General features: G+C 64.9%; 22 protein-coding genes, 1 tRNA gene and 1 riboswitch. Of the genes, 10 read left to right on the top strand and 13 right to left on the bottom strand.

The annotated features are described in order from the left end of the window. Positions 1 to 80 precede the first annotated feature (80 nt). Together ABJ363_12490 and ABJ363_12485 are read right to left on the bottom strand one after the other, a co-directional pair. Positions 81 to 770: an orotate phosphoribosyltransferase gene (locus tag ABJ363_12490; protein ID MEP4379812.1), complete on the bottom strand. Its 690-nt coding sequence runs from the start codon at positions 768 to 770 to the stop codon at positions 81 to 83. Positions 771 to 917: 147 nt separating this feature from the next. After that, positions 918 to 1,544, bottom strand: coding sequence for a hypothetical protein (locus ABJ363_12485; protein ID MEP4379811.1), 627 nt, complete (start codon positions 1,542 to 1,544; stop codon positions 918 to 920). A 148-nt stretch (positions 1,545 to 1,692) separates the two neighbouring features. Here ABJ363_12485 and ABJ363_12480 point away from each other — a divergent pair, with 148 nt between their 5' ends. Then, positions 1,693 to 2,226 carry an SH3 domain-containing protein gene (locus ABJ363_12480; GenBank protein ID MEP4379810.1) on the top strand — a complete coding sequence of 178 codons (534 nt, stop codon included), beginning with the start codon at positions 1,693 to 1,695 and terminating at the stop codon, positions 2,224 to 2,226. Here the strand turns inward: ABJ363_12480 and ABJ363_12475 are convergent. From ABJ363_12475 to ABJ363_12450, 6 genes are all read right to left on the bottom strand, one after another. After that, the gene (locus tag ABJ363_12475) at positions 2,223 to 2,870 is read right to left on the bottom strand and encodes an ATP-binding cassette domain-containing protein (GenBank protein MEP4379809.1); all 648 of its coding nucleotides are present in this window, start codon (positions 2,868 to 2,870) and stop codon (positions 2,223 to 2,225) included. The two genes, ABJ363_12480 and ABJ363_12475, sit on opposite strands and share 4 nt — an antisense overlap. After that, complete coding sequence (locus tag ABJ363_12470; protein ID MEP4379808.1) at positions 2,867 to 4,585, bottom strand: branched-chain amino acid ABC transporter ATP-binding protein/permease; 1,719 nt, start codon at positions 4,583 to 4,585, stop codon at positions 2,867 to 2,869. Before ABJ363_12470 ends, ABJ363_12475 begins: the two co-directional genes overlap by 4 nt. Then, a complete protein-coding gene (locus ABJ363_12465) occupies positions 4,582 to 5,466 on the bottom strand; it encodes a branched-chain amino acid ABC transporter permease (GenBank protein MEP4379807.1) in 885 nt (294 codons plus the stop codon). The genes ABJ363_12470 and ABJ363_12465 overlap by 4 nt, the downstream gene beginning before the upstream one ends. Before the next feature lie 212 nt (positions 5,467 to 5,678). Next, entirely contained in the window at positions 5,679 to 6,830 is a 1,152-nt protein-coding gene (locus ABJ363_12460; GenBank protein MEP4379806.1) for an ABC transporter substrate-binding protein, read from the bottom strand. A gap of 53 nt (positions 6,831 to 6,883) precedes the next feature. Then, a riboswitch (TPP riboswitch) is annotated at positions 6,884 to 6,982 on the bottom strand. A gap of 42 nt (positions 6,983 to 7,024) precedes the next feature. Further along, positions 7,025 to 7,342, bottom strand: coding sequence for a heat shock protein HspQ (gene hspQ / locus ABJ363_12455; GenBank protein MEP4379805.1), 318 nt, complete (start codon positions 7,340 to 7,342; stop codon positions 7,025 to 7,027). Then, complete coding sequence (locus ABJ363_12450) at positions 7,339 to 7,770, bottom strand: PaaI family thioesterase (protein MEP4379804.1); 432 nt, start codon at positions 7,768 to 7,770, stop codon at positions 7,339 to 7,341. The genes hspQ and ABJ363_12450 overlap by 4 nt, the downstream gene beginning before the upstream one ends. Before the next feature lie 130 nt (positions 7,771 to 7,900). Between ABJ363_12450 and ABJ363_12445 the strand changes: the two genes are divergently transcribed. Together ABJ363_12445 and denD are read left to right on the top strand one after the other, a co-directional pair. Then, a complete protein-coding gene (locus ABJ363_12445) occupies positions 7,901 to 9,100 on the top strand; it encodes a pyridoxal phosphate-dependent aminotransferase (GenBank protein ID MEP4379803.1) in 1,200 nt (399 codons plus the stop codon). A gap of 32 nt (positions 9,101 to 9,132) precedes the next feature. After that, a complete protein-coding gene (denD, locus tag ABJ363_12440; protein MEP4379802.1) occupies positions 9,133 to 10,131 on the top strand; it encodes a D-erythronate dehydrogenase in 999 nt (332 codons plus the stop codon). Positions 10,132 to 10,213: 82 nt separating this feature from the next. Here denD and ABJ363_12435 read toward each other — a convergent pair whose 3' ends face one another. After that, entirely contained in the window at positions 10,214 to 10,729 is a 516-nt protein-coding gene (locus ABJ363_12435; GenBank protein MEP4379801.1) for an adenine phosphoribosyltransferase, read from the bottom strand. A 226-nt stretch (positions 10,730 to 10,955) separates the two neighbouring features. On the opposite strand from ABJ363_12435, the gene ABJ363_12430 reads away from it, so the two are divergent. The 7 genes from ABJ363_12430 to ABJ363_12400 all read left to right on the top strand — a co-directional run bounded on the left by ABJ363_12430 (position 10,956) and on the right by ABJ363_12400 (position 19,194). Beyond that, on the top strand, positions 10,956 to 11,972 hold the full coding sequence (locus tag ABJ363_12430) for a MurR/RpiR family transcriptional regulator (protein MEP4379800.1): 1,017 nt from the start codon (positions 10,956 to 10,958) through the stop codon (positions 11,970 to 11,972). A gap of 2 nt (positions 11,973 to 11,974) precedes the next feature. Then, a complete protein-coding gene (locus ABJ363_12425) occupies positions 11,975 to 13,372 on the top strand; it encodes an aspartate aminotransferase family protein (protein ID MEP4379799.1) in 1,398 nt (465 codons plus the stop codon). A 175-nt stretch (positions 13,373 to 13,547) separates the two neighbouring features. Further along, positions 13,548 to 14,525 (top strand): TAXI family TRAP transporter solute-binding subunit, encoded by a 978-nt coding sequence (locus ABJ363_12420; GenBank protein MEP4379798.1) that lies wholly within the window; start codon positions 13,548 to 13,550, stop codon positions 14,523 to 14,525. Positions 14,526 to 14,606: 81 nt separating this feature from the next. Continuing rightward, entirely contained in the window at positions 14,607 to 16,805 is a 2,199-nt protein-coding gene (locus tag ABJ363_12415) for a TRAP transporter permease (protein ID MEP4379797.1), read from the top strand. A gap of 14 nt (positions 16,806 to 16,819) precedes the next feature. Further along, positions 16,820 to 17,245 (top strand): universal stress protein, encoded by a 426-nt coding sequence (locus tag ABJ363_12410; GenBank protein MEP4379796.1) that lies wholly within the window; start codon positions 16,820 to 16,822, stop codon positions 17,243 to 17,245. A 28-nt stretch (positions 17,246 to 17,273) separates the two neighbouring features. Then, a complete protein-coding gene (locus ABJ363_12405; protein MEP4379795.1) occupies positions 17,274 to 18,908 on the top strand; it encodes a choline dehydrogenase in 1,635 nt (544 codons plus the stop codon). Between the two features lie 209 nt (positions 18,909 to 19,117). Further along, positions 19,118 to 19,194: transfer RNA gene (locus ABJ363_12400), tRNA-Pro, on the top strand. A gap of 48 nt (positions 19,195 to 19,242) precedes the next feature. Here the strand turns inward: ABJ363_12400 and ABJ363_12395 are convergent. From ABJ363_12395 to ABJ363_12380, 4 genes are all read right to left on the bottom strand, one after another. Beyond that, positions 19,243 to 19,566, bottom strand: coding sequence for a HigA family addiction module antitoxin (locus tag ABJ363_12395; GenBank protein MEP4379794.1), 324 nt, complete (start codon positions 19,564 to 19,566; stop codon positions 19,243 to 19,245). A gap of 9 nt (positions 19,567 to 19,575) precedes the next feature. After that, entirely contained in the window at positions 19,576 to 19,866 is a 291-nt protein-coding gene (locus ABJ363_12390; protein MEP4379793.1) for a type II toxin-antitoxin system RelE/ParE family toxin, read from the bottom strand. Positions 19,867 to 19,928: 62 nt separating this feature from the next. Next, a complete protein-coding gene (locus tag ABJ363_12385; protein MEP4379792.1) occupies positions 19,929 to 21,533 on the bottom strand; it encodes an NAD(P)/FAD-dependent oxidoreductase in 1,605 nt (534 codons plus the stop codon). A gap of 64 nt (positions 21,534 to 21,597) precedes the next feature. Further along, positions 21,598 to 23,217 (bottom strand): GMC family oxidoreductase N-terminal domain-containing protein, encoded by a 1,620-nt coding sequence (locus tag ABJ363_12380; protein MEP4379791.1) that lies wholly within the window; start codon positions 23,215 to 23,217, stop codon positions 21,598 to 21,600. Between the last annotated feature and the right edge of the window lie 33 nt (positions 23,218 to 23,250).

Below are 23,250 nucleotides of genomic sequence, written 5' to 3'. Positions count from 1 at the left end.
GATTGTAGGCCATGCGGCCCGTCGCGGAAATTGCGGCGAGGCGCCCTGGCTTTCACGACTTCATGACCGTTCGGGAGGCGTTAACCCTGCATGGGTTTCCAGCCGTCGGGGTCGTGCAGATAGGCCTCGACGCTGTCGAGCTGCTCGGTCGAGAAGCTTTTCTGTTCGCGCGCGGCCTCGAGCACGTCCCACCAGGTCGCCAAAGCGTGAAGGCCGACGCCGAGCTCGTCCATCGTCGTCTGGCTTTCGGGGAAAATCCCGTAATGGAAGACCACATAGGTGTGCTCGACCGTTGCGTCGGCCGCGCGCAGCGCCTCGACGAAGCGCACCTTGCTGCCGCCGTCGGTCGTCAGATCCTCGACCAGGAGCACGCGCGCGCCGTCATCCAGCGCGCCCTCGATCTGTGCCATCCGGCCAAACCCCTTGGGTTCCTTGCGGACATAGACCATGGGCTTGCCCAGCGCCACGGCGACGAAGGCGGCGTAGGGAATGCCCGCCGTCTCGCCGCCGGCGATGACATCGATATTGTCCCGGCCGATATCGCGGTCGATCAGGGCGACCGCATGGGCGGTCATTGCTTCGCGCGCCTCGGGAAAGGCGATGACGCGGCGACAGTCGATGTAGCTTGGGCTGACCCGCCCGGAGGTGAAGGTGTAGGGGTCTTCGGGCCGGAAATTCACCGCGCCGATATTGAGCAGATAATGCGCCGTGTCGCGCGCCGCCGCCGCCGCTGCGTCGCTGTCATGCACCATGTTGTCCGGCCGTGCCATGGATCTTTCCCGTTCGGTTCAATGTCTGGGCGTGGAACCCACAGATAGGAAATTAGCGGGTCCGGGTGAGTCGCGCGCCGGTGTCAGGCGTGATTTCCTGTGGGAAACCCGGCAAAGCCGGCCTGCGATGCCGGGGGATGGCAATCACTAGTGACGGTATCGCGAAGGGCTGTCGGCGGTGATGTCGATGGCGCCGGTGTCGCCGGCGGCCTCGGGGGCGGTGGAACCCGATTGCGGCTCGGCCATTTCCGCGTCCCATTCGAGCGCCCATTCGGAACGTTCCAGCACCGTCAGGATACCCTGGGTGAACTGGACGATCTGATCGCCGTTCAGCGGTACGTTTAGTGTCGTGGCGGTGTCCGAGATCTGCAGCACATGGGTGCCCTTCGATTTCTCGACGATGCGCAGGCGGGTTACGAGATGGGTGTCGGGCTGGGGCGCCGCCGGATTTGACGCCGGGCCAGATGTCGAATCGCTTGTGCCGTCACCGGTCGCCTGGCTTGCCGTTGCGGTCGCCGCGGCGGTCGTTTCGCCTGGCTGCGCACCACTTCCGGTGGTTGGGCCCTGGGCTGGCGACGGGGGATCGAACGGCAGCGTCGGGGTCAGGCGGGTGAAGGTATCGTTTCCCATGATGCCCCTCAGACCCGGCACCAGCCGCTTGACGATCCGGCGGGTGAGCCCGAATACCCGCTCCTGCGCATCCTCGCCCGTGACGATGATCAGCACCCGGTCCTGGACCGGCGAGTAGCGGATTTGAAACTTTTGTGCGTGCATTATGTGCCGACCGTTGGGCGTGCCATAATCGCAGCACCGGATGCGCAAGTCGAGATGACGGATTCCGGAAGATGTTCGGCGCGCGTGTGCCGAACATGCTGACGGTCTGCAGGAAACGGGCCCGGATATGTGCCGAAAAGGGGTTTCTATGTTGCTGGGTATCCTCTTGCTGCTGGCGGGCAGCGGGGGGATCGCGGATGAATCCCGGCGCAGCTGGGACGCGACAATCTCGGCGCGCAACCTGAACGTGCGCGCGGGCCCGGGCGAGGGCCATCCGATCGTCGGCAAGCTGAAGCGCGGCGACAGCGCGCGCGCCTTCGATGAAGACGGTCGCTGGATTCATATTCGTGACTTCGACGAAACGGGTGCGACGGGCTGGGTGCATCGGTCGTTCGTGCGGCTGCCCAAGGAATTCATGGCGCCCGCTTTCGGAGAGGCGGAGAACGCCTTCCTCGAATGGGCATCCGAGCGCGGTGATCTGTCCGAGGTCTCGGTCGAGGCCGACGACCGGATTTCGATCGTTCTCGGCGATGGCGTGGCCGTGGAACAGGCCGGCGCGATCGCGCGCGATGTGGCCTGTGCGTGGCGTGAGTTGCTCGACCCGAAAGTCGCGGTCACGGCCACCGTCTGGCCGGACACGGGGCCCAGTGCCGGCTGGCTGACCCAGACGCGCTGTCCCTAGGAAGCCGAGATCCGGCCGTTTCGGATCATGATCGTCGCGTCGGCGATCCGTTCCGCGAACCCCGCATTCTGCTCGGCGACCAGGATCGCCGCACCCGACGCCGCTAGCCGCAGCAGGCTGTTGGCGACGACGTCGATGATCTGCGGTGCGAGCCCGAGCGTGGGCTCATCCATGAGATAGACCGCGGGTCGGGCCATCAGGGCGCGTCCGATCGCCAGCATCTGCTGCTGGCCGCCCGAGAGCTGCCAGGCGCGGTCGTTTATTCGGGGTGCGAGAAGCGGGAAAAGGTCGAGCGCCTCGTCGTGCCGTTGTCGGCGCGTCCGCGCGCTCGACGGACCGGAGACCAGCAGGTTCTCGCCGACGGTCAGGCCGGGGAAGACACGCCGCCCCTCGGGCACGTAGGCCAGTCCGGCATGTATACGCAACTCGGTCGACATCCGGGAGATATCCCGGGTGCCCAGGCGGATGGCGCCCTCGGCCGCCGCGAGGCCGACGATGGCGCGGAGCAGGCTGGATTTGCCCGCGCCGTTTACCCCGACCAGACAGGTGATCGCGCCGGCTGCGGCAGTCAGCGACGCGTCCGTGACCGCCACCACAGCGCCATGGCGCACCGTCAGACTGTCGATCTGCAGGGCGGCGCTCATCGCTGCACCAGCCCGAAATAGGCATTCCGGACGGCCGTGTCGGCGAGAACGTCTTCGAAGGCCCCGTCGGCGATCAGGTGCCCGGCGTCGAGGCAGGCCAGGCGGGTGGCGAGTGGCCGCAGAAATTCGATGTTGTGATCGATGACCAGGACGGCGATGCCACCGGCGGCGAGGGTGCGCAGGATGTCGGCGATTTCGGTTTGTTCTGTGGGAGCAAGTCCGGCGGCGGGCTCGTCGAGCACCAGGACGGTTGGCGCGCCGGCCAACGCGCGGGCGATCTCGACCCGCCGCCGCAGACCATGGGCAAGCGTGCCGCAGCGCGCGTCCGCGACATCTGTGAGGCCGCATGTGGCGATGGCGGCGGTGGCGCGCGCGCTGTTGTTGTTCGGGTCGCCGATATTCGCGGCGGCGGTTGCCACGGTCTCACGGACGGTCAACCCATCGGGCAGTTGGGGCGTCTGGAAGGTGCGCGCGACGCCTTGGCGGGCGATGGAAGTTGGTGTTGCGGTCGTGAGACAGAATGCCGCGGAGGTGATGCTTCCCGCGTCAGCCCGGGCGATGCCGGTGATGATATTCGCCAGGGTGGTCTTGCCCGCGCCGTTGGGCCCGATCAGCCCGACGATTTCTCCCGCGCTGATCGTCAGGCCGACGTCGTCGAGCGCCTGGATGCCGCCATAACGTTTGGACAGGTTCGCGACCTCGAGGACCGGCAAGCCATCTGCGTTCGGTGACGCGGGGACGGTAGTTGTGGATTCCAGGGGGGCGGGCACCGGCACAGGTCTGGATTTGATGAAGGACGCCAGCCCGTCGGGTGCGAAGACCACCATCGCCAGCAGAAGGACGCCGACCGCGACGAGATAATATTCGTCGAGGCCGCGGAACCATTCCGGCAGGTGGGTCAGCAGGAGCGCGCCGATAACCGCGCCGAGAATGCCGAACCGCCCGCCGACGACCGTCATGGTCAGGCATGTCACCATGATTCCGAAGCCCAGCGTCTCTGGGGACACCACCCGGTTGGTATGGACGAACAGCGCCCCTGCCGCGCCGCCGAAGGCCGCGCTCAGCAGGAAGGCGCGCAGGCGCAGCAGGCCGGGGTCGATCCCGAAGGCGGGGACGGCTAGGGGTGATTCGCGCATCACCGTGAACACCGTGACCCGCAGCGGGTTGAGTTGCCACCGGGTGATTAGCATGGCGGCCACCGCCAGGCCCCAGACGAAGAGCAGGAGCGGGAGGCCGCGGGTGAAATGCCAGTCGCCGATGGTGATGGGTGGGACACCGGGCAGGCCGTTGGCGCCGCCCGTGACCGATTCCCAGTTTACCGCGATCAGGAGCAGGAGCTGGCTGAGGGCCAGGGTGGCCAGCGCGAAGTAATGCGACGCCAGGCGCAGTACCGGTACCGCGACGATCAGCGCCAGCACGCTCGCGACCAATATGGAGAGCGGGAAGGTTACGAGGAACCCGCTGCCGAACTGGCTGGCGAGAATACCCGTCACATAGGCGCCGACGCCGAAGAAGGCGCCCTGGGCGAGGCTCAGCGCGCCGGCATGGCCGAAGATGAACTGATAGCCGAGCACCATGATCACATAGACGCCCGCCAGGGTGAGAATGCGCTGGTCGTAGGAAGTGGCGAAGAACAGCGCGTAGACTGCCAGTGCGCCGCCCGCGACGATGACCAGCCGGTTTTGTCTGGTGAAGGATGAAATCGTCGGGCTCATACGCGCAATCGCTGGGGCTCGCCGAAGATACCGTCGGGCCGGACCAGCAGCACCAGCAGCACGGCGAGATAGAGCAGACCCTCGGCCAGCGGCTGGGAGGAGATCGACGCCACGCCGACCTCGAAGACGGCAATGAGCATGGCGCCGATGGCCGCGCCGCGCAGGCTGCCCCAGCCACCGATGACGACCGCGATGTAGGCCTTGAGGATCAGGCCCGCGCCGTCCGACGGGGTGACAAAGAACTGGTGGGCGAGCAGCAACCCTGCCGCGCCCGCAAATGCGGTGCCCAGCGCGAAGGCCAGCAGGGTGATCAGGGTCAGGCGGATGCCGAGCGCGCGCGCCATCTCCGGGTCCTGAGCGCAGGCGCGGAACTGGCGGCCGAGCTGGGTGCGCTGCAGGACGAATGCGAGCGCACCGACCAGCAATACCGCCGTGGCGATGATCGCGAGTGACTGTCGGCTGGCGGTGACGCCGAGGAATTCAATCGCACCCGTGCCCAGGAGTGCGGGGGCGGCGCGCGGGGCGGCGCCGAAGGCCGCGTTGAGGCCGTTGGTCACGATGATGCCGAACGCGATGGTGGTGACGAAGACCGAGACGGGCGGGCGGTTGCGGATTGGGAGATAGGCGAGCGCCGCAATGGCCAGGCCCAGCAGCGCGGTCAGCACCAGCACGCCGGGCAGCAGGACAATCCCCGGGATGGCGCCGCCCGCGGGCAGGAGCATGGCCAGTGCGACCGCGGCGAACCCGCCGGCGACGACGCTCTCGCCATGGGCGAAGTTCACGGCCGTGGTCGCGTTGAGCACGAGGACGAACCCGATGGCCACCAGTGCGTAGGCGGCGCCGAGGGCTACCGCGTTCAAGGCAAGCTGGGCGCCGAGCATCGTTACGCCCCGATTTTCGTCTGTTCGGGAATCCTTCGAGACAGCGCGCCCGCTTCGCGCTCGCGCCTCCTCCGGATGAGGACAACATTACAATCCACTTCACCCACCGGACGCCGAGACGGGAGCGGCGCCAACACCTCATCCTGTGGAGCCCGCGTTGCGGGCGTCTCGAAGGATGGGGAAGGGGAAAACATGAAACCGTCGTCGTGCCGCTAGAGGACGCCCGTGAGGTTCTCGTAGCGCTTGACGATGGCCGGCACCCGACTGTTGCCCGCGTAGCAGAGGATCACCGCCGAATGGGCCATGTTGCCCTTGCCGTCCGACGCGTAGGTCATGGCGAGGCCCCGATAGCGCCGGGTGGCCAGATACTGGCGAATATCGGCGGCGGATTTTGCCCCTGCACCGATTGCGGCGAGGATCATGTTCACCCCGTCATACTGTCCCAGTGCGAAGGCGTCCGGTTCGCGATCGAAGGCGGTGCGGTAGGCGTCGGCGAACGCAAGCATGTCGGTGTTGGTTTCCGATATCGGCGACGATCCGGATTCCGCGCAAACACCATCCAACTCCGAAGGCTCGAGCAGCGCGGCTGTTTCCGGCTGGTGCATGGCCGAGCCGGCGATGATCGGGATGTCGAGCCCCATCGCGCGGGCCTGGCGGACGACCAGCGCGGTTGGGCCTGAATGCAGATGAAGCAGCAGCGCGTCGGCACCCGAATCCCGCACCTTGCTGAGCACCGGCAGCATGTCCTTGACCGACACGTCGAGCCCCTCCGCGATCACCGGCGGGTGGCCGAGTGCGATGAGGTTGCGGTCGAGCTCGGTGCGGCCGCTCTGACCATAGGCGGTGGTCTGGAAAATCACCGCCGGGCGTTTTGCGCCCAGTTCCTCGATGGCGTAGCGGGCATGGGCGGCCTTGACGACCACGTCGCCGGGAAAGAAGCGAAACACGTTGGGGCTGCCGAGTTCAGTGATGCGGGCGGTGCCCGACACGGTCACCATGGGCACCTCGAATTCATCCGCCAGCGGGATCAGCGCCAGCATCTGGGTGCCGAGCATCGGCGCCACGACGGCGATCACGTCGTCGCGGTTGCGGCCAGACGTCAACGCGCGCTCGAACGCATTGACCGCGATTTCCGGCGAGGTGGCGGTGTCGTCGACATCGAAGTCGACGCCGGAGCCGCGCAGGGCGAGCTCGGCACCGTTACGCTGGCTGGTGCCCTCAAGTGAAAGAAAGCCGGTGATCGGGACCAGGACGGGGATGCGCAGCGGCTCGGCGCGGGCATCCGTCAGCGACGCCAGGCCCGCGGCGACCACGATGGCCGCGAGTGCGGTCGCGACAACCCAAAAGCGCGATATTGCATACATGTTTCGCCTCCGAAGCGATGATCCGGGTTCGGCGGCGGGCGGAGTGTCTGAGACAGACGGCCCGTGACAACTCCCTCCGCCGGCATAATCCGGATCAGGTTAGTGGGTTTCTTCTCAGCCCCGGTTTTGGTGGGGCACCCCAGCGTCACGAACTGACCGAACGATGCTCGGCGTGTCCGGCCGAGTCAAGCGCGTCAGTTGGTGCGGGCGCCGGTCAGGTAGCGGGTGCCGTCATACAGGTTGAAGTAATCGCCGAGCATCGGATGGTCGATCTGCGCCGGGTCGGGGTCGGCGATCAGGTTGCGCTCGGCGACATAGGTCGTGTGGGCGGAATCATGAACGAGCACATGATACCAGGGCGCATCCTTGGGTGGCCGGGACCTGGCGACCTCGTCATACCATTCATCGCTGCCTTCGAAGGTCGGGTCGACATCGAACACCGCACCGCGATAGCCGAAGAGCCGATGCTGGATGACCTGGCCGACATGAAAACGCGCGGAGGATTCACTCATGATCTGTCCGCGGGCCGGCGCTGGGCGTCCCGGTCCACATAGGCGTAGACCGCCTCGGCGCTGGCGACCAGATTGTCATGCTCGTCACGCACCTCGCCCGATGCGAAATAGATCCGCCGGCCGGCGCGGATCGTCTTCGCGGTGCAGATCAGCGTGTCGCCCTTGGCCCGGCCCACGAAGTTGACGTTGAGAGACACGGTGACGTTGCCCCGGCGTTTCTCGGGATCGGGTTCGTAGACCCCGCAGAAGCCGGTCGCCGCATCGATCAGCGAGGCGGTCACGCCGCCGTGCAGCCCGCCTTGTCGGTTCTTGTGCTGGTCCTTGAGGTCGACGGCGATTTGGGCGAATCCCTCGCGCCAGTCGATCAGCCGGAAACCGAGATATCCGTTCAATCCCTCGGTCAGTTCACGTGCTTGAAATTCGGTCATGCTCTAAGTCTCTATGGAATTTCCAAGGGTCGTCGCTGTGTGAGTGCTGATATGCCCGATCGGGGCAGGCGGGGCAATTCCCGTGCGCGTCGCGGGCGGGTACACTGGCGCAGAAGTTCGGGAGGAACATGTGAACGAGAGTGCAGATAGTGCGACCGTTAAAATCGCCAACGACCGCCGCCGGCTGCGGCCTGCGGTCGACGAGCTCGAAGGCTCGCTGATCCGGAAGGTCGCCGAGACGAATATCGGACGCGATGATGTGATTCCGCTCTGGTTCGGCGAACCGGACCTGCCGACGCCGGATTATATCAAGCAGGCGCTGGTCCAGGCCGTGGCGGATGATCATGTTTTCTACGCCCAGAATCGCGGAATTCCGCCGCTGCGCGAGACGCTCGCCGCCTATTCGAGCAAACTGATCGGGCGCGAGATCGGCGTCGAGCGGATCACCGCGACCGTCTCGGGGATGGCGGGGATCATGCTGACCTCGGAGGTGCTGGTCGATAATGGCGACAATGTCGTGGTGGTCGGGCCGGTCTGGCCGAACTGCAAGGGCACCGTGTTCATCATGGGCGGTGAGGCGCGAACCGCACCCCTGCGGGCCGACGAGAACGGCCAGTGGCATCTCGACCTGGACGACATCCGCAGCCGGTGCGACGAACGCACGCGGGCGGTATTCGTCAACTCACCGGGCAATCCGACCGGCTGGATCATGGAGCAGGACCAGCAGCGCGAGTTGCTGGAGTTCACCCGCGAGCGCGGCATTTATCTGATTTCGGACGAGGTCTATATCCGGCTCATCTATGACCGGCCGCGCGCACCGTCGTTCCTGGATATCGCGGAACCCGAAGACCGGGTGATCGTCATCAACAGTTTCTCGAAGACCTGGTCTATGACGGGCTGGCGGCTCGGCTGGCTGACCCATCCCGCCGACCTCGGGCCGGACCTGTCCAAGCTGAACGAGTTCAATATCGCCTCGCCGGCGACCTTCGTGCAGCATGCCGGTGTCGTGGCCGTGCGTGATGGCGAGCCGTTCGTGACGGAAATGGTCGAGCGGTATCGCCGGAACCGGGATCTCGTATTCCAGCGGCTCGGCGCCATGCCGCGGGTGACCTTGTCACGCCCGGAGGGCGCCTTCTATGCGTTCTTCTCTGTCGACGGCATGACCGACAGCCTGGAATATGCGCGCGAGCTGATTGCGGAGACAGGTGTCGGGATGGCGCCGGGGCGGGCCTTCGGTGAAGAGGGCGAAGGCTGGCTGCGGCTGTGCTTCGCGGCCGAAGCCGACATATTGTCGGCGGCGATGGATCGGCTCGAGCGGGCCTTTTCCTGAGTAATTCGGACCGTGGACCGGGAGACGATTGCATGAAGGTTGTGATAACGGGTGGCACAGGCATGCTGGGCCGACGCCTGGCGCTGCGAATCCTGGCGAAACCCGAACTGGTCGGCCCGAGCGGTGCGCCGGAGGCGGTGGAAAAACTGGTGCTGTTCGACGCGTTCGAGCCGGTCGAGCCGCCGCCCGAGGACCCGCGGGTGGAAATCGTCACCGGGGATATCTGTGATCCAGCCACGGTCGATGCCCTGATCGATGGTGAGACGGATTCTGTGTTCCACTTCGCAGCCGTGGTCAGCGGCGGTGCCGAGGCGGATTTCGATCTCGGCTATGCGGTCAATCTCGACGGCGGGCGCAACGTGCTCGAGGCCAGCCGGCACACCGGCCGATGCCCGAAGATCGTGTTCACAAGCTCGCTGGCGGTCTATGGCGGTGAGCGCTCGATCGACGATTCCACGGCCCTGACTCCCCAGACCTCCTACGGTACACAGAAGGCGATCGGCGAGCTGATGGTCAACGACTACACCCGCAAGGGCTTCGTCGACGGTCGCACCCTGCGCCTGCCGACGATCGTGGTGCGGCCTGGCAAGCCCAACAAGGCGGCGTCGGGCTTCGCCAGCTCGATCATTCGCGAACCCCTGCAGGGCGATGCGATCGACAACCCGGCGAGCCGGGACACGCGAATGCTGATCCTTTCGCCGAAGCGCGCGGTGCAGGCCTTTATCGATGTGCACAATGCCGACGGCGATTTCCTTGGCCCCAACCGGTCGGTGATGATGAACGGGATTTCACCCTCGATCGGGGAAATGCTCGATGCGTTGCGCGCCATCGCCGGCGACGCGGTCGCGGAACGGGTGCGCGACGAACCCGATGCGCTGGTTCAGACCATCGTCGACAGCTGGCCATGGTATGGAGATGGCGAACGGGCCCGCGCCCTGGGTATGGCGCCCGACGCGTCGGTTTCGGAGATTATCGAGAACTTCATTGCCGATGAGCTGGACGGACAGATCGCCGACCAGGCAGGCGCGTGATTGTTTGCTCATGCGGCGCTTGTCGAAGCACGCGCTTTGGCTCTTTCCTGCGGCTGGCTCAGGATGAGGGCCGGTACAAGTCCTAGGCGTCGAATTCGAGCAATGCGGTGATCGGTACGTCCAGGTGCTCGCGTCCGCCGAGGCCGGCGAGTTCGATGATGAAGGCCGCGGCGCGGACATCCGCATCCGCCTGGCGCAGCAGATGCAGCGCGCCGCCCGCGGTGCCACCGGTTGCGAGCAGGTCGTCGATGATCACCACTTTTTGGCCCGGGGCGATGGCGTCGACCTGCATTTCCACCGTGTCGGCGCCGTATTCCAGTTCATAGGTATATGACGTCGTCTCGCCGGGCAGCTTGCCCTGCTTGCGCAGCATGGTGAAGCCGCAGCCCAGTTGCAGCGCCAGCGGCGCGCCGACCAGGAATCCCCGGCTCTCGATGCCGGCGATCACATCGGGTTCGTGCTGGCGGATGGCGACCGCCAGCAGGTCGACCGTGTGGCGCCACGCCTGCGGGTGCGCCAGCAGGGTCGAGATGTCGTAGAACAGGATTCCGGGCTTCGGGAAGTCCGGGATCGTTCGAATATGGTCGGCGATGTTCATGGATATCTGTCCTGCGGTACGAATTATACGCGGTGCGTATAGCGGGTGAAATCGGCCCGGATGCTAGCGTCCGCGGGGCGTCGGCACAATCGGACCGGCCGATAATGCACCTGCAGGATGTGCTTTTGCGCTTGTCGAAAAGTTGAATCAGTTGTTTCATAGACCCCGCTTTACGAACCGACTGTTGCAAAACAACGACAGTTCGAGAGAATGGGGACCCGACACCATGGATTCAGAGCGCGACCAGATACCCACCAGCGAGAGGATTCTGGCGGATCTTCAGGACGTGTATCCCAATCTCAGCCCGCAGTTGCGCCGGGCCGCGCATTATCTGATCGACCGACCCGACGAGATCGCCTTCACCTCCATGCGGCAACTCGCCGACCGGGCCGAGGTCCAGCCGGCGACGATGGTGCGCCTGGCCCAGGCGCTCGGATTCGATGGCTACGAGGCCCTGCGCGAGCCTTTTCGCGACGCATTGCGCCGCCAGCCCGCGGGTTTCGGGCAGCGCGCGCGCAAACTCCTGGCGCGCACCAGCCGCCGCCGCAAGGGCCGGGCGCTGGCCCAGCTGGCGAACGAAATGGTGGCGGCGGACCGCGACAATCTTTCCCTGAGCCTGGAGGCCATCGGTTCGGACGAACTGGCGGAGGCGGCCAATGTGCTGGCCGGTGCGCGGCGCATCTACGTCGTTGGCCAGCGCAGTTTGTTCCCTGCGGCCTTCTACGTGCATTACGCCTGCTCCATGTTCCGCGACGACATGATCCTGATGGACGGCAATGGCGGCACCTTTGCCGACCGCCTGCGCGGTATTTCGGCCGAGGATGCGATGCTGGTATTCTCCTTCGAACCCTATTCGCGCGGCGCGGTCGAGGCGGCCGAGTACGCGGCGACCCGCGGGGCCGCGATCATCGCCGTGACCGACAGCCTGGTCTCGCCGCTTTCGTCCCTGACCAAGCACATGCTGTTGGTCGGTACGGACACGCCGGCCCTTTTCAAGTCGGTCGTCCCGGTCCTCAGTATCGCCCAGGTCCTGGTCGCCCAGATCCTGGCCCAGGGCGGCCAGTCGGCGCTCACCAGCGTCGCCGAGAGCGAGCACCAGCTCGAGACCTTTGGCGCTTACTGGACGGAGGCGGACCGGGTCGCCGCACCAGATATCGCACCGGCTGCGTCTGACGGCGATGGTCCGGATATTCGAGAGGCTCCGGCGTCCTTCGATCGTTCGCAGGAGCGGCGCGGGTCCTGAATATGGACAAGCCCGTAACATCGACGCGCACGCCGAAGGCGCGCAGGGGTGACGCGCGTCCGGCGGCCCACACGCGGGTGCTGCATCGTCACTCACACAGTGTTCTCCCGGTCGCGGCGTCTGGCGACGGCCCCTATGTGATCGACACGAACGGCAAGCGCTACCTGGATGCGTCGGGCGGCGCGGCCGTGTCGTGCCTGGGGCACAGCGATGCGGAGGTGATCGCGGCGGTGCAGGCGCAGATCGGCAAGATGCCGTTTGCCCACAGCGCCTTCTTCACGAACGAACCCATGGAGCAACTCGCGGATTTGATGGTTGCCGGTGCACCCGAAGGGCTCGACCGGGTCTACTTCACGTCGGGCGGTTCGGAGGCAATCGAGGCGGCGCTGAAGATGGCGCGGCAGTATTTCATCGAGATCGGCCAGCCGGCGCGCACGACCTTCATCGCGCGCCGCCAGTCCTATCACGGCAACACGCTGGGTGCGCTCTCGGTCGGTGGCAACGAATGGCGTCGCGCGCCGTTTCGCGAAATCATGGCCGAAACCCGCCATGTGGACCCTTGCTACGCCTATCGGGGACAGGGCGAGGGCGAGAGCGAAGATGCCTATGCGTCCCGGCTCGCGGACGAACTCGAAGCGGAAATCCAGGCCGCGGGACCCGAGCGGGTAATCGCGTTCGTGGCCGAGACCGTGGTCGGCGCGACCAGCGGCGGCGTGGAGCCGGTTGCGGGATATTTCAGGAAAATCCGCGAGGTCTGCGACCGCCACGGCGTACTGCTGATCCTCGACGAGATCATGTGCGGCCTTGGTCGTACGGGGTCGCTGTACGCCTTCGAGCAGGACGGGATCGTGCCCGACATGGTGACCGTGGCCAAGGGGCTGGCGGCGGGGTATCAGCCGATTGGCGCGGTGCTTCTTTCGGAGGAAATCTTCGATGCCTTTTACGACGGCTCCGGCTTCTTCCAGCACGGCCACACCTTCATGGGACATGCGACGGCCTGCGCGGCAGGACTCGTCGTGCAGGAAAAATTGCAAGCGCCCGAAATGATGCCTCATGTCCAGACGCTCGGTGAAATGCTGGACACGCGGCTGAACGAGCGGTTCGGCAATCACCCGCATGTCGGAGATATGCGCGGCCGGGTGATGTTCCGGGGGCTTGAACTGGTGGCCGACCGGACCACGAAGGTGCCGTTCGACCCGGCGCTGAAACTGCATGCGCGGGTCAAGGCTGAGGCCATGGGCCGCGGCCTGATGTGTTACCCGGCAGGCGGCACGATCGACGGGACCCGGGGCGATCATATTCTGCTGGCGCCGCCGTTCGTCGTTGGAGAGACGGAAATCGACCTGATTGTCGAACGTTTGGGGGAGGCCATTGATGCCGCAATCGCAAGCGCAGCCTGAAAAAATCCGCGTTTGCATCATCCATAAGTATGAAATTTCACGAATCCGCGAGACGGATTTGTGACAGCCCGGGCATGTGACGATAGAGTTACGGCAAGAGTAACGGGGTCGGCCAAATGCTCGGGAAGCCGGCTTACAAGCAAAACTTCAAGACTATGGGAAGAGGAGAGAGATCATGAGTTACTACCGAAAATCCCTTTTGTCGGTCGCGGCTGCGGCTGCGGTCGCCATCGGCGGGGTGTCCTTGCACGCCCCCGAGGCCAGCGCACAACAGCGCGATATCCTGATCGGCGGCGGTTCGGTCACCGGCGTCTACTATCAGGTGGCCCTCCAGACCTGCCAGATCATGAACAAGCATTCCGGCGGGAAATATAATTGCGTCGGTCGCCCGGCGCTCGGTTCGGTGTTCAACGTGAATGCGGTCAACCGTGGTCTGCTCGACTTCGGCGTGGCGCAGTCCGATCGCAACTGGCAGGCCGCGAACGGCAAGGCCGACTGGGACGGCAAGCCGGTCGACAAGCTTCGCAGCGTGTTCTCGGCACATCCCGAGGCCGTGCTCCTGGTAACCCGCAAGGACGCCGGCATCAAATCGGTCGGCGATCTCAAGGGTAAGACCGTGAACATCGGTAACCCGGGGTCGGGCCAGCGCGGCAACTCCATGGATCTGCTGCCGCTTTATGGAATCGATCCGGACAAGGACATCAAGGCCGAGGGCCTGCAGCAGGGCGAAGCGTCCCGCGCGCTGGTCGATAAGAAGGTCGATGCCTTCATCTACACGGTCGGCATGCCGAGCGCGGCGATCGAGGAGCCGGCGAACTCGACCGAGATCGACATCCTCGATATCAACTCGGACGCGATCAAGAAGTTCATCTCCGACAAGCCCTATTATGTTCTGGCCAAGTATCCGGCCGGTATCGTGAAGGGTGTGGATGAGTTCGAGACCTATGCCGTGAAGGCGACGGTCGTGACGAGCGCCGATGTCGAAGACCAGGTCGTTTACGACTATGTGAAGACGGTGTTCGAGAATCTGGAAGAGCTGAAGGGCACGCATGCCGCGTTCAAGATCCTGAAGCCGGAAGACATGCTCGGCGGCCTTTCGGCCCCGCTCCATCCGGGCGCCGAGAAATATTATAAGGAAAAGGGCCTGATGTAGTTCGGTCCGGTAGCGGGCGGCACCAGATGGTGCCGCCCGTTATTTTCTTTTTTGCCGTACGAGTTTCCGGGGGGAGATGGGATGACCACGCAAGATAACGCCGGCGAAGAGGTCGTCGAGACCGAAGAGCGTGATTTCATCGCGGAGGTCGAGAGCGGCCCGCGCAGTCCGACGAACAAGATCGCCGTCGGCGTCATCACCCTCCTTTGCGTGATCTGGTCGCTGTTCCAGCTCTGGATCGCCGAGAACCCCATCAATTCGCAACTCGCCCGGTCCTGGCATCTGGGGTTCGCGCTGGCACTCGTTTATCTCGCATTTCCCGCCTATGACTACCGCAATCCGCCGCTCTGGGCACGGACGTTGCACCGTGTTCTCCCGTTTCTGCGGGGCAAGCGATCGAACCGGGAATACATACCCGCCTTTGATATCCTGCTGGCGATCATCGCAGCGGGGTCCTCGCTGTTCATCGTCTTCTTCCAGGAGGAAATCCAGGCGATGGGCGGCCTGGGCGGCCCGCGTGAAGTCTGGATGGGTGCCATCCTGATCGTCATGCTGCTCGAGGCCGCGCGGCGCGCCCTTGGCGTGGCGCTGAGCACGATCTGTATCATTTTCATAATTTACGCGTTTGTCGGCAGCGAGCCCTGGGTTCCGGACCTGCTGCGCTATCGCGGGACGACCTTCGAGTTCTTCATTTCCGAGATGTACCTGACCGACACCAGCATCTTCGGTGTACCGCTGGGCGTCTCGACCAGCTTCGTTTTCCTGTTCGTCCTGTTCGGCGCGTTGCTCGACCGGGCGGGAGCCGGCAAATACTTCATCGATGTTGCCTTCTCGGGCCTCGGCCACAAGATCGGCGGACCGGCGAAGGCCGCCGTCGTCGCGTCGGGCCTGTCGGGCCTGGTCTCCGGTTCGTCGATCGCCAACGTGGTAACCACGGGTACCTTCACCATCCCGCTGATGAAGAAGGTCGGGCTTCCGGCCTACAAGGCGGGCGCGGTCGAGGTGGCCGCATCGACCAACGGGCAGCTGATGCCGCCGATCATGGGTGCGGCGGCGTTCATCATGGCCGACATCATCGGCATCCCCTATCTGGATGTGGTGCGCGCGGCGCTGTTCCCCGCGATCATCTCCTATCTGGCGCTGTTCTATGTGGTGCATCTGGAGGCGCTGAAACTCAACCTTCGGCCGTTGTCGAAGAGCGAGTTGCCGCCGATGCTCAAGACCTTCGTCAACGGGAGTCACTATCTGATTCCGCTCGGCGTGCTGATCTGGTTCCTGGTGATCGAAAAACGTTCGCCGATCTTCTCCGCCCTGACGGCGATCGAGGCGCTGGCGGTGCTGATGGTCATCCAGCGCCCGATCATCGCCTATCTGGCGCTCGGCGCGCACAAGAAGGCGGGCAGCCTCGATCCCGACACCAAGATCGGCGGGATCCTCGGCGCGGCGTTCCTCGACGGGCTCAAGGACATCTGGGAAGGCCTCGTCAACGGCGCCCGCTCCATGATGAGCGTGGGTGTGGCGACGGCGGCGGCCGGCATCATCGTCGGCGTGGTCAGCACGACCGGCCTGACGGGGCGCTTCGTCAACCTGATTTCCGCGGTTTCCGGCGGCAGCGTGATGGTCATGCTCGTCCTGACGGCGGTCACCAGCATGATCCTGGGCATGGGGCTGCCGACCACGGCGAACTATATCCTGATGGCGACACTGACCGCGCCGGTCATCGTCGAACTCGGCGGTGATGCCGGGCTGATCTTCCCGCTGATCGCGGCCCATCTGTTCGTGTTCTACTTCGGCATCCTGGCGGATGACACGCCGCCGGTCGGCCTCGCAGCCTACGCCGGCGCGGCGATTGCCCAGTCGGACCCGATCAAGACGGGCATCCAGGGCTTCACCTACGATATGCGGACCGCGATCCTGCCGTTTGTATTCATCTTCAACACCGAGTTGCTGATGATCTCCGGCGTGGCACCCAACGGCGATATCATCTGGATCGACTCCATCCTCAACCTGGCCTGGGTGTTCGGGATATCGCTGGTCGCGATGTTCTCCTTCGCGGCCTTCATGCAGGGCTATTTCGCGGACAATTGTAACTGGATCGAGCGGATCATCCTGCTGGCACTCGCGATCGCAATGTTCCGGCCGGCGCTGATTACGGACGAGATCGGCTTGCAGCGCGAGATCGTCCAGGCGATCGCGGCAGCGTTGTGGGTCCTGATGTATCTCTATCAGAAACGCCGAAAGGCGGGCCGGGACGGCGGTGCCGCACCGGCAGCGGCTTAACGGGGGAGAATGCGATGTACAAGGATATCCTTCTGCCGGTCGATCTCGAGGATTCGGCGTCATCGGCGCAGGCGCTTGATGTCGCGGTGGCCCAGGCAAAGGCGCTGGGCGCGACCCTGCATGTGCTGACGGTCGTGCCCGATTTCGGCATGAGCGTCGTCGGTTCCTTTTTCCCCGACGACTTCGCGGAAAAGGCCCTCGCTGAAACCGCCACGCGGCTCGACGCCTATGTGGACGCGAACGTGCCCGACGGCGTCGCGACCCGGCAGATGGTCGCCCATGGCCGGATCTACAACGAGATCATCAACGCGGCGGACAGCGCGAAGGCGGACCTGATCGTGATGTCGGCGCATCATCCCGACATCAGCGACTACCTGCTGGGCCCCAACGCCGCACGGGTGGCGCGCCATGCGAACCAGTCGGTGCTGATCGTCCGGTAGCATCCGGCTGGGGCATTCGGACATCGCCATGCCGGAAACGGAGCAATTCGACTATGTGATCGTCGGTGCGGGCAGTGCGGGCTGCGTGCTGGCCAATCGCCTGACCGAAAACGGCGCCTACAAGGTGCTGCTGCTGGAGGCCGGGGGTAAGGACACCAATCCCTGGCTCCACATTCCGCTCGGCTATGGCAAGGTCTTCGACGACCCCAAGGTGAACTGGTGCTACGCCACGGAGCCGGACCCGACCTGCAACGGGCGGCGGATTGTCCAGCCGCGCGGCAAGGTGCTGGGCGGTTCCAGCTCGATCAACGGCATGGTCTATATCCGGGGCAACGCCGCCGACTATGACCATTGGCGCCAACTCGGCAACACGGGCTGGAGCCATGAGGATGTGCTGCCCTACTTCAGGAAGCTGGAGGACAATGCGCGCGGCCGGGACGAATTCCACGGCACGGGCGGCCCCCAGGCGGTCTCCGAGCAGCGCGATTTCCATCCCCTCGGGCGCGCGCATCTCGAGGCGGCGGCACAGGCAGGCCATCCGCGCAATCCCGATTTCAACGGCGCGGAACAGGAGGGATTCGGGCAGTACCAGGTCACCCAACGGACCGGTCGGCGTTGGTCGACGGCACGTGGATATCTGCGCCCGGCGCGCAAGCGTGCGAACCTGACCGTCGAGACGGGCGCCTTCGCCAACCGGGTGCTGTTCGAGGGACGCCGCGCAGTCGGCATCGAATATCAGATCGGTGACGAGACGCGGGTCGCGCGTGCGGGCAAGGAAGTCATTCTGTCGCTCGGCGCGTTCAACTCACCGCAACTGCTGCAGCTGTCGGGTGTGGGGCCGGCGGGCCTGTTGCAAGAACACGGCATCGAGGTGGTCGCGGACATGCCCGGCGTCGGCGCGGGCATGCAGGACCATTATCTGGTTCGCATGGTCTACCGGTGCAAGCAGCCGGTCACGCTCAATGACGTGATGCGCAGCCGCTGGCGCTCGGCAGGAACCCTGCTCCGCTATCTGCTGTTTCGCCGGGGCATGATGGCGATGGCCGCCGTGCCGACAGGCGGGTTTTTCCGCAGCGACCCGAGCCTCGCAACGCCCGATCTCCAGCATCATATCGTGCTGTATTCGAACGGCGGCGCATCGGGCAAGCATGGCGCGGGCCTGCATGAATTCTCCGGCCTGTCGGCGACGATCATCATGCTGCGCCCCGAAAGCCGGGGGGCTGTGGAAATCGGGTCGGCCAACCCGCGCGATGCCCCGTTGATCAAGAGCCGGTATCTTTCGAGCGAGAATGACGCCCGGGCCCTGATGCGCGGGGTGCGCGAGGTGCAGCGGATCATGGGCCAACCCGCACTGGAGCCCTTCGTGGGCGCGCAGATCGAACCCGGCGCCGACGTCGTCAGCGACGACGATGTGATCGACTACTTGCGCAACTTCGGAAACACCGGCTTCCACCCGACCAGCACCTGTCGCATGGGCGTCGACGAGACCGCCGTCGTGGACCCGCGCCTGCGGGTGCACGGTTTCGAGGGGCTGCGGGTGGTGGACGCGTCGGTGATGCCGGCGGTCACATCGGGCAACACCAACGCGCCGACGATCATGATCGCGGAGAAGGCATCGGACATGATCCTTGAGGATGCGCGGCAAGGCGGGCCGGGTGTGTGAACTAAACAGGCGTCATGGCCGGACTTGATCCGGCCATCTTCGTTACCGAAGACGACATTGGCGGAAGAGATACCCGGATCAAGTCCGGGTATGACGGTCAGTTAGAGACCGCGATCCTTATGTCTCGTCATACGCGGGCTTGACCCGCGTATCTCCTGCGCGCTCAGGCGTTTGCAAAGCCGCGCCTTGTGTCGTAATAAACCCGCCGTCGGGAAGTAGCTCAGCCTGGTAGAGCACTACGTTCGGGACGTAGGGGCCGGAGGTTCGAATCCTCTCTTCCCGACCAATTTTCTTCATACAATCCTGAAGTCTGGAACCGCGACATGCGGGTCCGTCAGGCGGCCTCGGTCTCGCGCGGGCGCACATCGGTCTTGATGCGGGTCTGCAGCTGCTTGTCCATGCGGGCCGTTGACAGGTCGTAGGCCATCTGCGCGTTCATCCAGAAGTCCGGGGTCATGTCGAAATAGCGACCAAGCCGAAAGGCTGTGTCAACGGAAACGCCTGTAACGCCACTGATGAGGCGGGTTATCCGGTTGGGAGGTACACCGAGCGCTTTCGCAAGCGCATTGCCGCTCATGCCGACTTCTTCGTCCTCAATAATCTCCCGGAGAAACTCCCCCGGGTGGGTCGCTACCCTATTTGTCGGGATGCGTGCCATGACAGTCTCCTAAACTCGGTAGTGGTTATTGACCTCGACATCAAAGGCGTCTCCGTCTTCCCACCTGAAACAAATCCGCCATTTGTCGTTGATGCGGATGCTGTATTGCCCTTCCCTGTCGCCACTCAGGGCCTCCAGTCTGTTCCCCGGCGGCACCTTAAGGTCGCGCAGGTCCGCTGCGAGGTTGATCTGGTCCAACCTTGCCTTCGCGCGCCGGACGATATCGGTTGCGAATTTATGGCCGCTCTCGCCGTTGAACAGATTTTCAGTCTTTCTGTCCGCGAACGTCTCAATCGACATGTCCTAAAATAGTACACGTTGTGTACTATTACAAGTGCGGGCATTTTGAGTTTACGCTGCCATTATTCCCGCCATTCGGGTGCGGCGACCGGTGTCCAGTCGCGGGTCAGGCCGAGGTCGTCGACGATGGCGTTGGCGGCGATGTAGCCGGGCGCGCCGTTCATGCCGCCGCCATTGCCCACGCCCGACCCGCAGATATACAGCCCCTCGACCGGCGTGCGCGTGCCCGACAGCTGCGGGTGGGGCCGGTTCACGCCGAGCTGGCCGGGAATATAAGCCCCCATGCGCACCGCGCCCCGGATCATGTTGGCGTTGTGCCGCTCGATATCCGGCGGGGTGTAGAGGTAGGTCGCGTCGACATTGTCGTCGTCGAGATTGGTGGCGTAGTCGCGCCACCGGTCGAGAATTCGCCGGGTGTAGTCGGCGCGCTTCTCGTCCCAGTTTGCCGCATCGCCGTCGACCGCGTAGGGGGCGAACGGCCACCAGAAGGCGGAATGGCGGCCGGCGGGGGCGTAGGACGGATCGAACGCGCTGTTGCACGCGCCATTGCCCATCAGCACGTCGGGGAAGCGCTTTTCCTCGCAATCGGCGAAGCAGCTGCGGACCTCGTCCAGATCCTCCATGCCGAAAAAGATGTTGTAGGCGTCGTCGATGTCGGGGTCGAAATCGCGGGCCTTGTAGACGGGTGCCTCTTTCAGCGCGAGGTGCAGGGTGACGAGGCTGTGGTTGCCCCAGTGCCAGTTGTCGAGCTTCTCGTTCACCGCATCGTCGAACAGATCACGTCCGGCCATGGCCACCGTCGTCGGCGTGTCGACGGAGCTGGCGACGAAATTATTGGCGGTGAGCGTGGTGCCGTCATCCAGCACTACGCCGGTGGCGCGCCCGCCGGTGACCGTGATCTCGCGCACGTTTGTATTGGTGCGGACCACGCCGCCGGATGCCGCCACGATACGCGCGCAGGCCAGCGGATAGGCGATGGCGCCGCCGACCGGCAGGGTGAAGCCGGTGACATTGGCGAAGATGCCGGGGAAGACCATGCCGCTGCCGGGGACATTCTCCGTCGTGATGACATGCATGTAGGAAGTGAAGAGGGTCTTGATGCGGTCGTCGTCGAAATATTCCGAGACGACGGAGAACAGGTCGTGTTTGGCGTGGCCGAGGAGCTCTTTTGCCTTTGGGCCGGAGAGCCGGTCCTGCAGCTGGTCCAGGGGCAGCGGCGCGTTGTACATCAGCGAGACCAGAAGGGGCCGCATCTCGATCACGTAGCGGTGGTAGAGGTCGCGGAAGGTGTCGGCGTCGCGTTTGGAGAACCGCGCCAGCGAGGCGCAGGTCTTTTCCAGATCCTTGTGGATGACGACGCAGCTGCCGTCGCGGAAGGTGCCGGCCTGCTGGACCTCGGGTTCGACATAGGAGAAGCCGAAACGCGGCAGTTCCAGATCGCGCATCAGGGGCGCGTGGCCCAACCCCATGAAGAAGCTGGCGTGCAGGTTGGCACGGTGGCCGGGCATGGCCGGCTCCTCGGTCGAGGTGCCGCCGCCGATCTCGGGACTGGCCTCGAGCACGGCGATTTTCTGGCCGGTTCGCGAGAGATAAGCCGCGGCGGTCAGCCCGTTGTGGCCCGCGCCGATAATGATACCGTCGAAATCAGCACCGTTAGAGCCTGCCATGACATTTCCCCCCGGAGTTCAGTCCTGACGTGTCGTATTAGTATGGCACGGATTGAAAACCCGACTAGACGTTCGCCGGGGGCGGCGGGGCGTTGCCGAGGATCATGTCCGCGCCCTTCTCGGCGATCATCATGGTGGCGGCGTTGGTGTTGGCCGACGGCATGGTCGGCATGACCGAGGCGTCGACGACGCGCAGGCCCTCGATGCCGTGGACCCTGAGTTCGTCGCTGACCACGTTGCCGCGCTCGGCGGCCCCCATGCTGCAGGTGCCGACCAGGTGGAACACGGTGGTGCCGTAGCGGCGCGCGAAATCGAGCAGCTCGTCGTCGGTCTGCAGGTCGGCGCCCGGGACGATCTCATGATCGAAGTAAGGGGCGAGTTCCGGCGCGTTCATGAGCTGCCGGTCGAGGCGCAGCCCGGCGATGGTGACCTGGCGGTCGGTCTCGTGATCGAGATAATTGGGCTGGATGACCGGCTTGTCGGCGATGTTTGCCGTGCGCGCGCGGACATGGCCCCGGCTGAGGGGGCGCAGCGGGAAGGTGGCGGCCGTCATGCCCGGCTCGTCCTCGAGCCGGGCGATCATGCCGGCCTTGTAGGTGGCCGGTGTAAATATCAGCTGCATGTCGGGCTGATCCATGGCCGGGTGGGACTTCCAGAACACGAAGACTTGGCTCGGGGACATGGCCAGCAGGCCCTTGCGCCGCAACGCATAGTCCGCGACTTCCCTGACCAGGGACAGGCCGCGGGCGCGCTCGTTGATGGTGCGCGCGTTCTTCACCCGCGCGGTCATGCGGGCGAGGTAATGGTCCGACAGGTTCTCGCCGACGCCGGGCAGGTCGTGGACAACATTGACGCCGAGATCCTTCAACAGGGCCGCCGGGCCGACGCCGGAGACCTGCAGCAGCTGGGGTGAGCCGACCGACCCGCCGGCGAGGATGACCTCGCGGCGGGCGCGGATTTCGATTTCGCGCGCGCCCTTCCGGTAGCGGATGCCGACGGCGCGCCTGCCCTCGAACAGAATCCGTTGGGTGTGTGCGTTGGTGCGGATGTCGAGATTGGGGCGGTATTTGATCGGGTGCAGGAAGGCGCGCGCCGCGCTGACCCGGCGGCCGTTCTCGATGACCCGCTGGAAGTAGCCGACCCCGGCCTGGGTGGCGCCGTTATAATCGTCATTGCGCGGAATGCCGAGGCCGACCGCGCCGTTGATGAAGGCGTCGCAGACGGGGTCGGGGCCGTCGATATCGGTGACCGGGAGCTCGCCGTCGCGGCCGTGGAAATCCTTGTCCTCGCCGCCGACGCGTCGCTCGCTGCGCTTGAAGTAGGGCAGGATGTCGGCATAGCCCCAGCCGCGATTCCCCTCCTGGGCCCAGCTGTCGTAATCCATCCGCTGGCCGCGATTGTAGATATGGCCGTTGATGGAGCTGGAGCCGCCCAGGGTCTTGCCGCGCGGCACATAGACCGGGCGCCCGGCCGTGCCCGCGCTGGGCTCGGATTCGAACAGCCAGTTCACCTTCGGGTTGGAAAGGGTCTTCGTGAAGCCGGCCGGGATGTGAATCCACGGGTTGCGGTCGGGCGGGCCGGCCTCGAGCAGGCAGACCGTCGCGTCACCCGCCGACAGGCGGTTGGCGAGAATCGAGCCGGCGGAACCCGCCCCGACGATGATGTAGTCGAACGTATCGGCCATGGACTTCTGTTTTCCCCACCGTTCATGCATGCG

The organism is Alphaproteobacteria bacterium (assembly GCA_039980135.1).
In the GTDB taxonomy this organism is placed as follows: Bacteria; Pseudomonadota; Alphaproteobacteria; order UBA6615; family UBA6615; genus UBA8079.
Note: the sequence above shows the minus strand (reverse complement) of the source record. Positions and strands in the feature narration are given on the sequence as shown.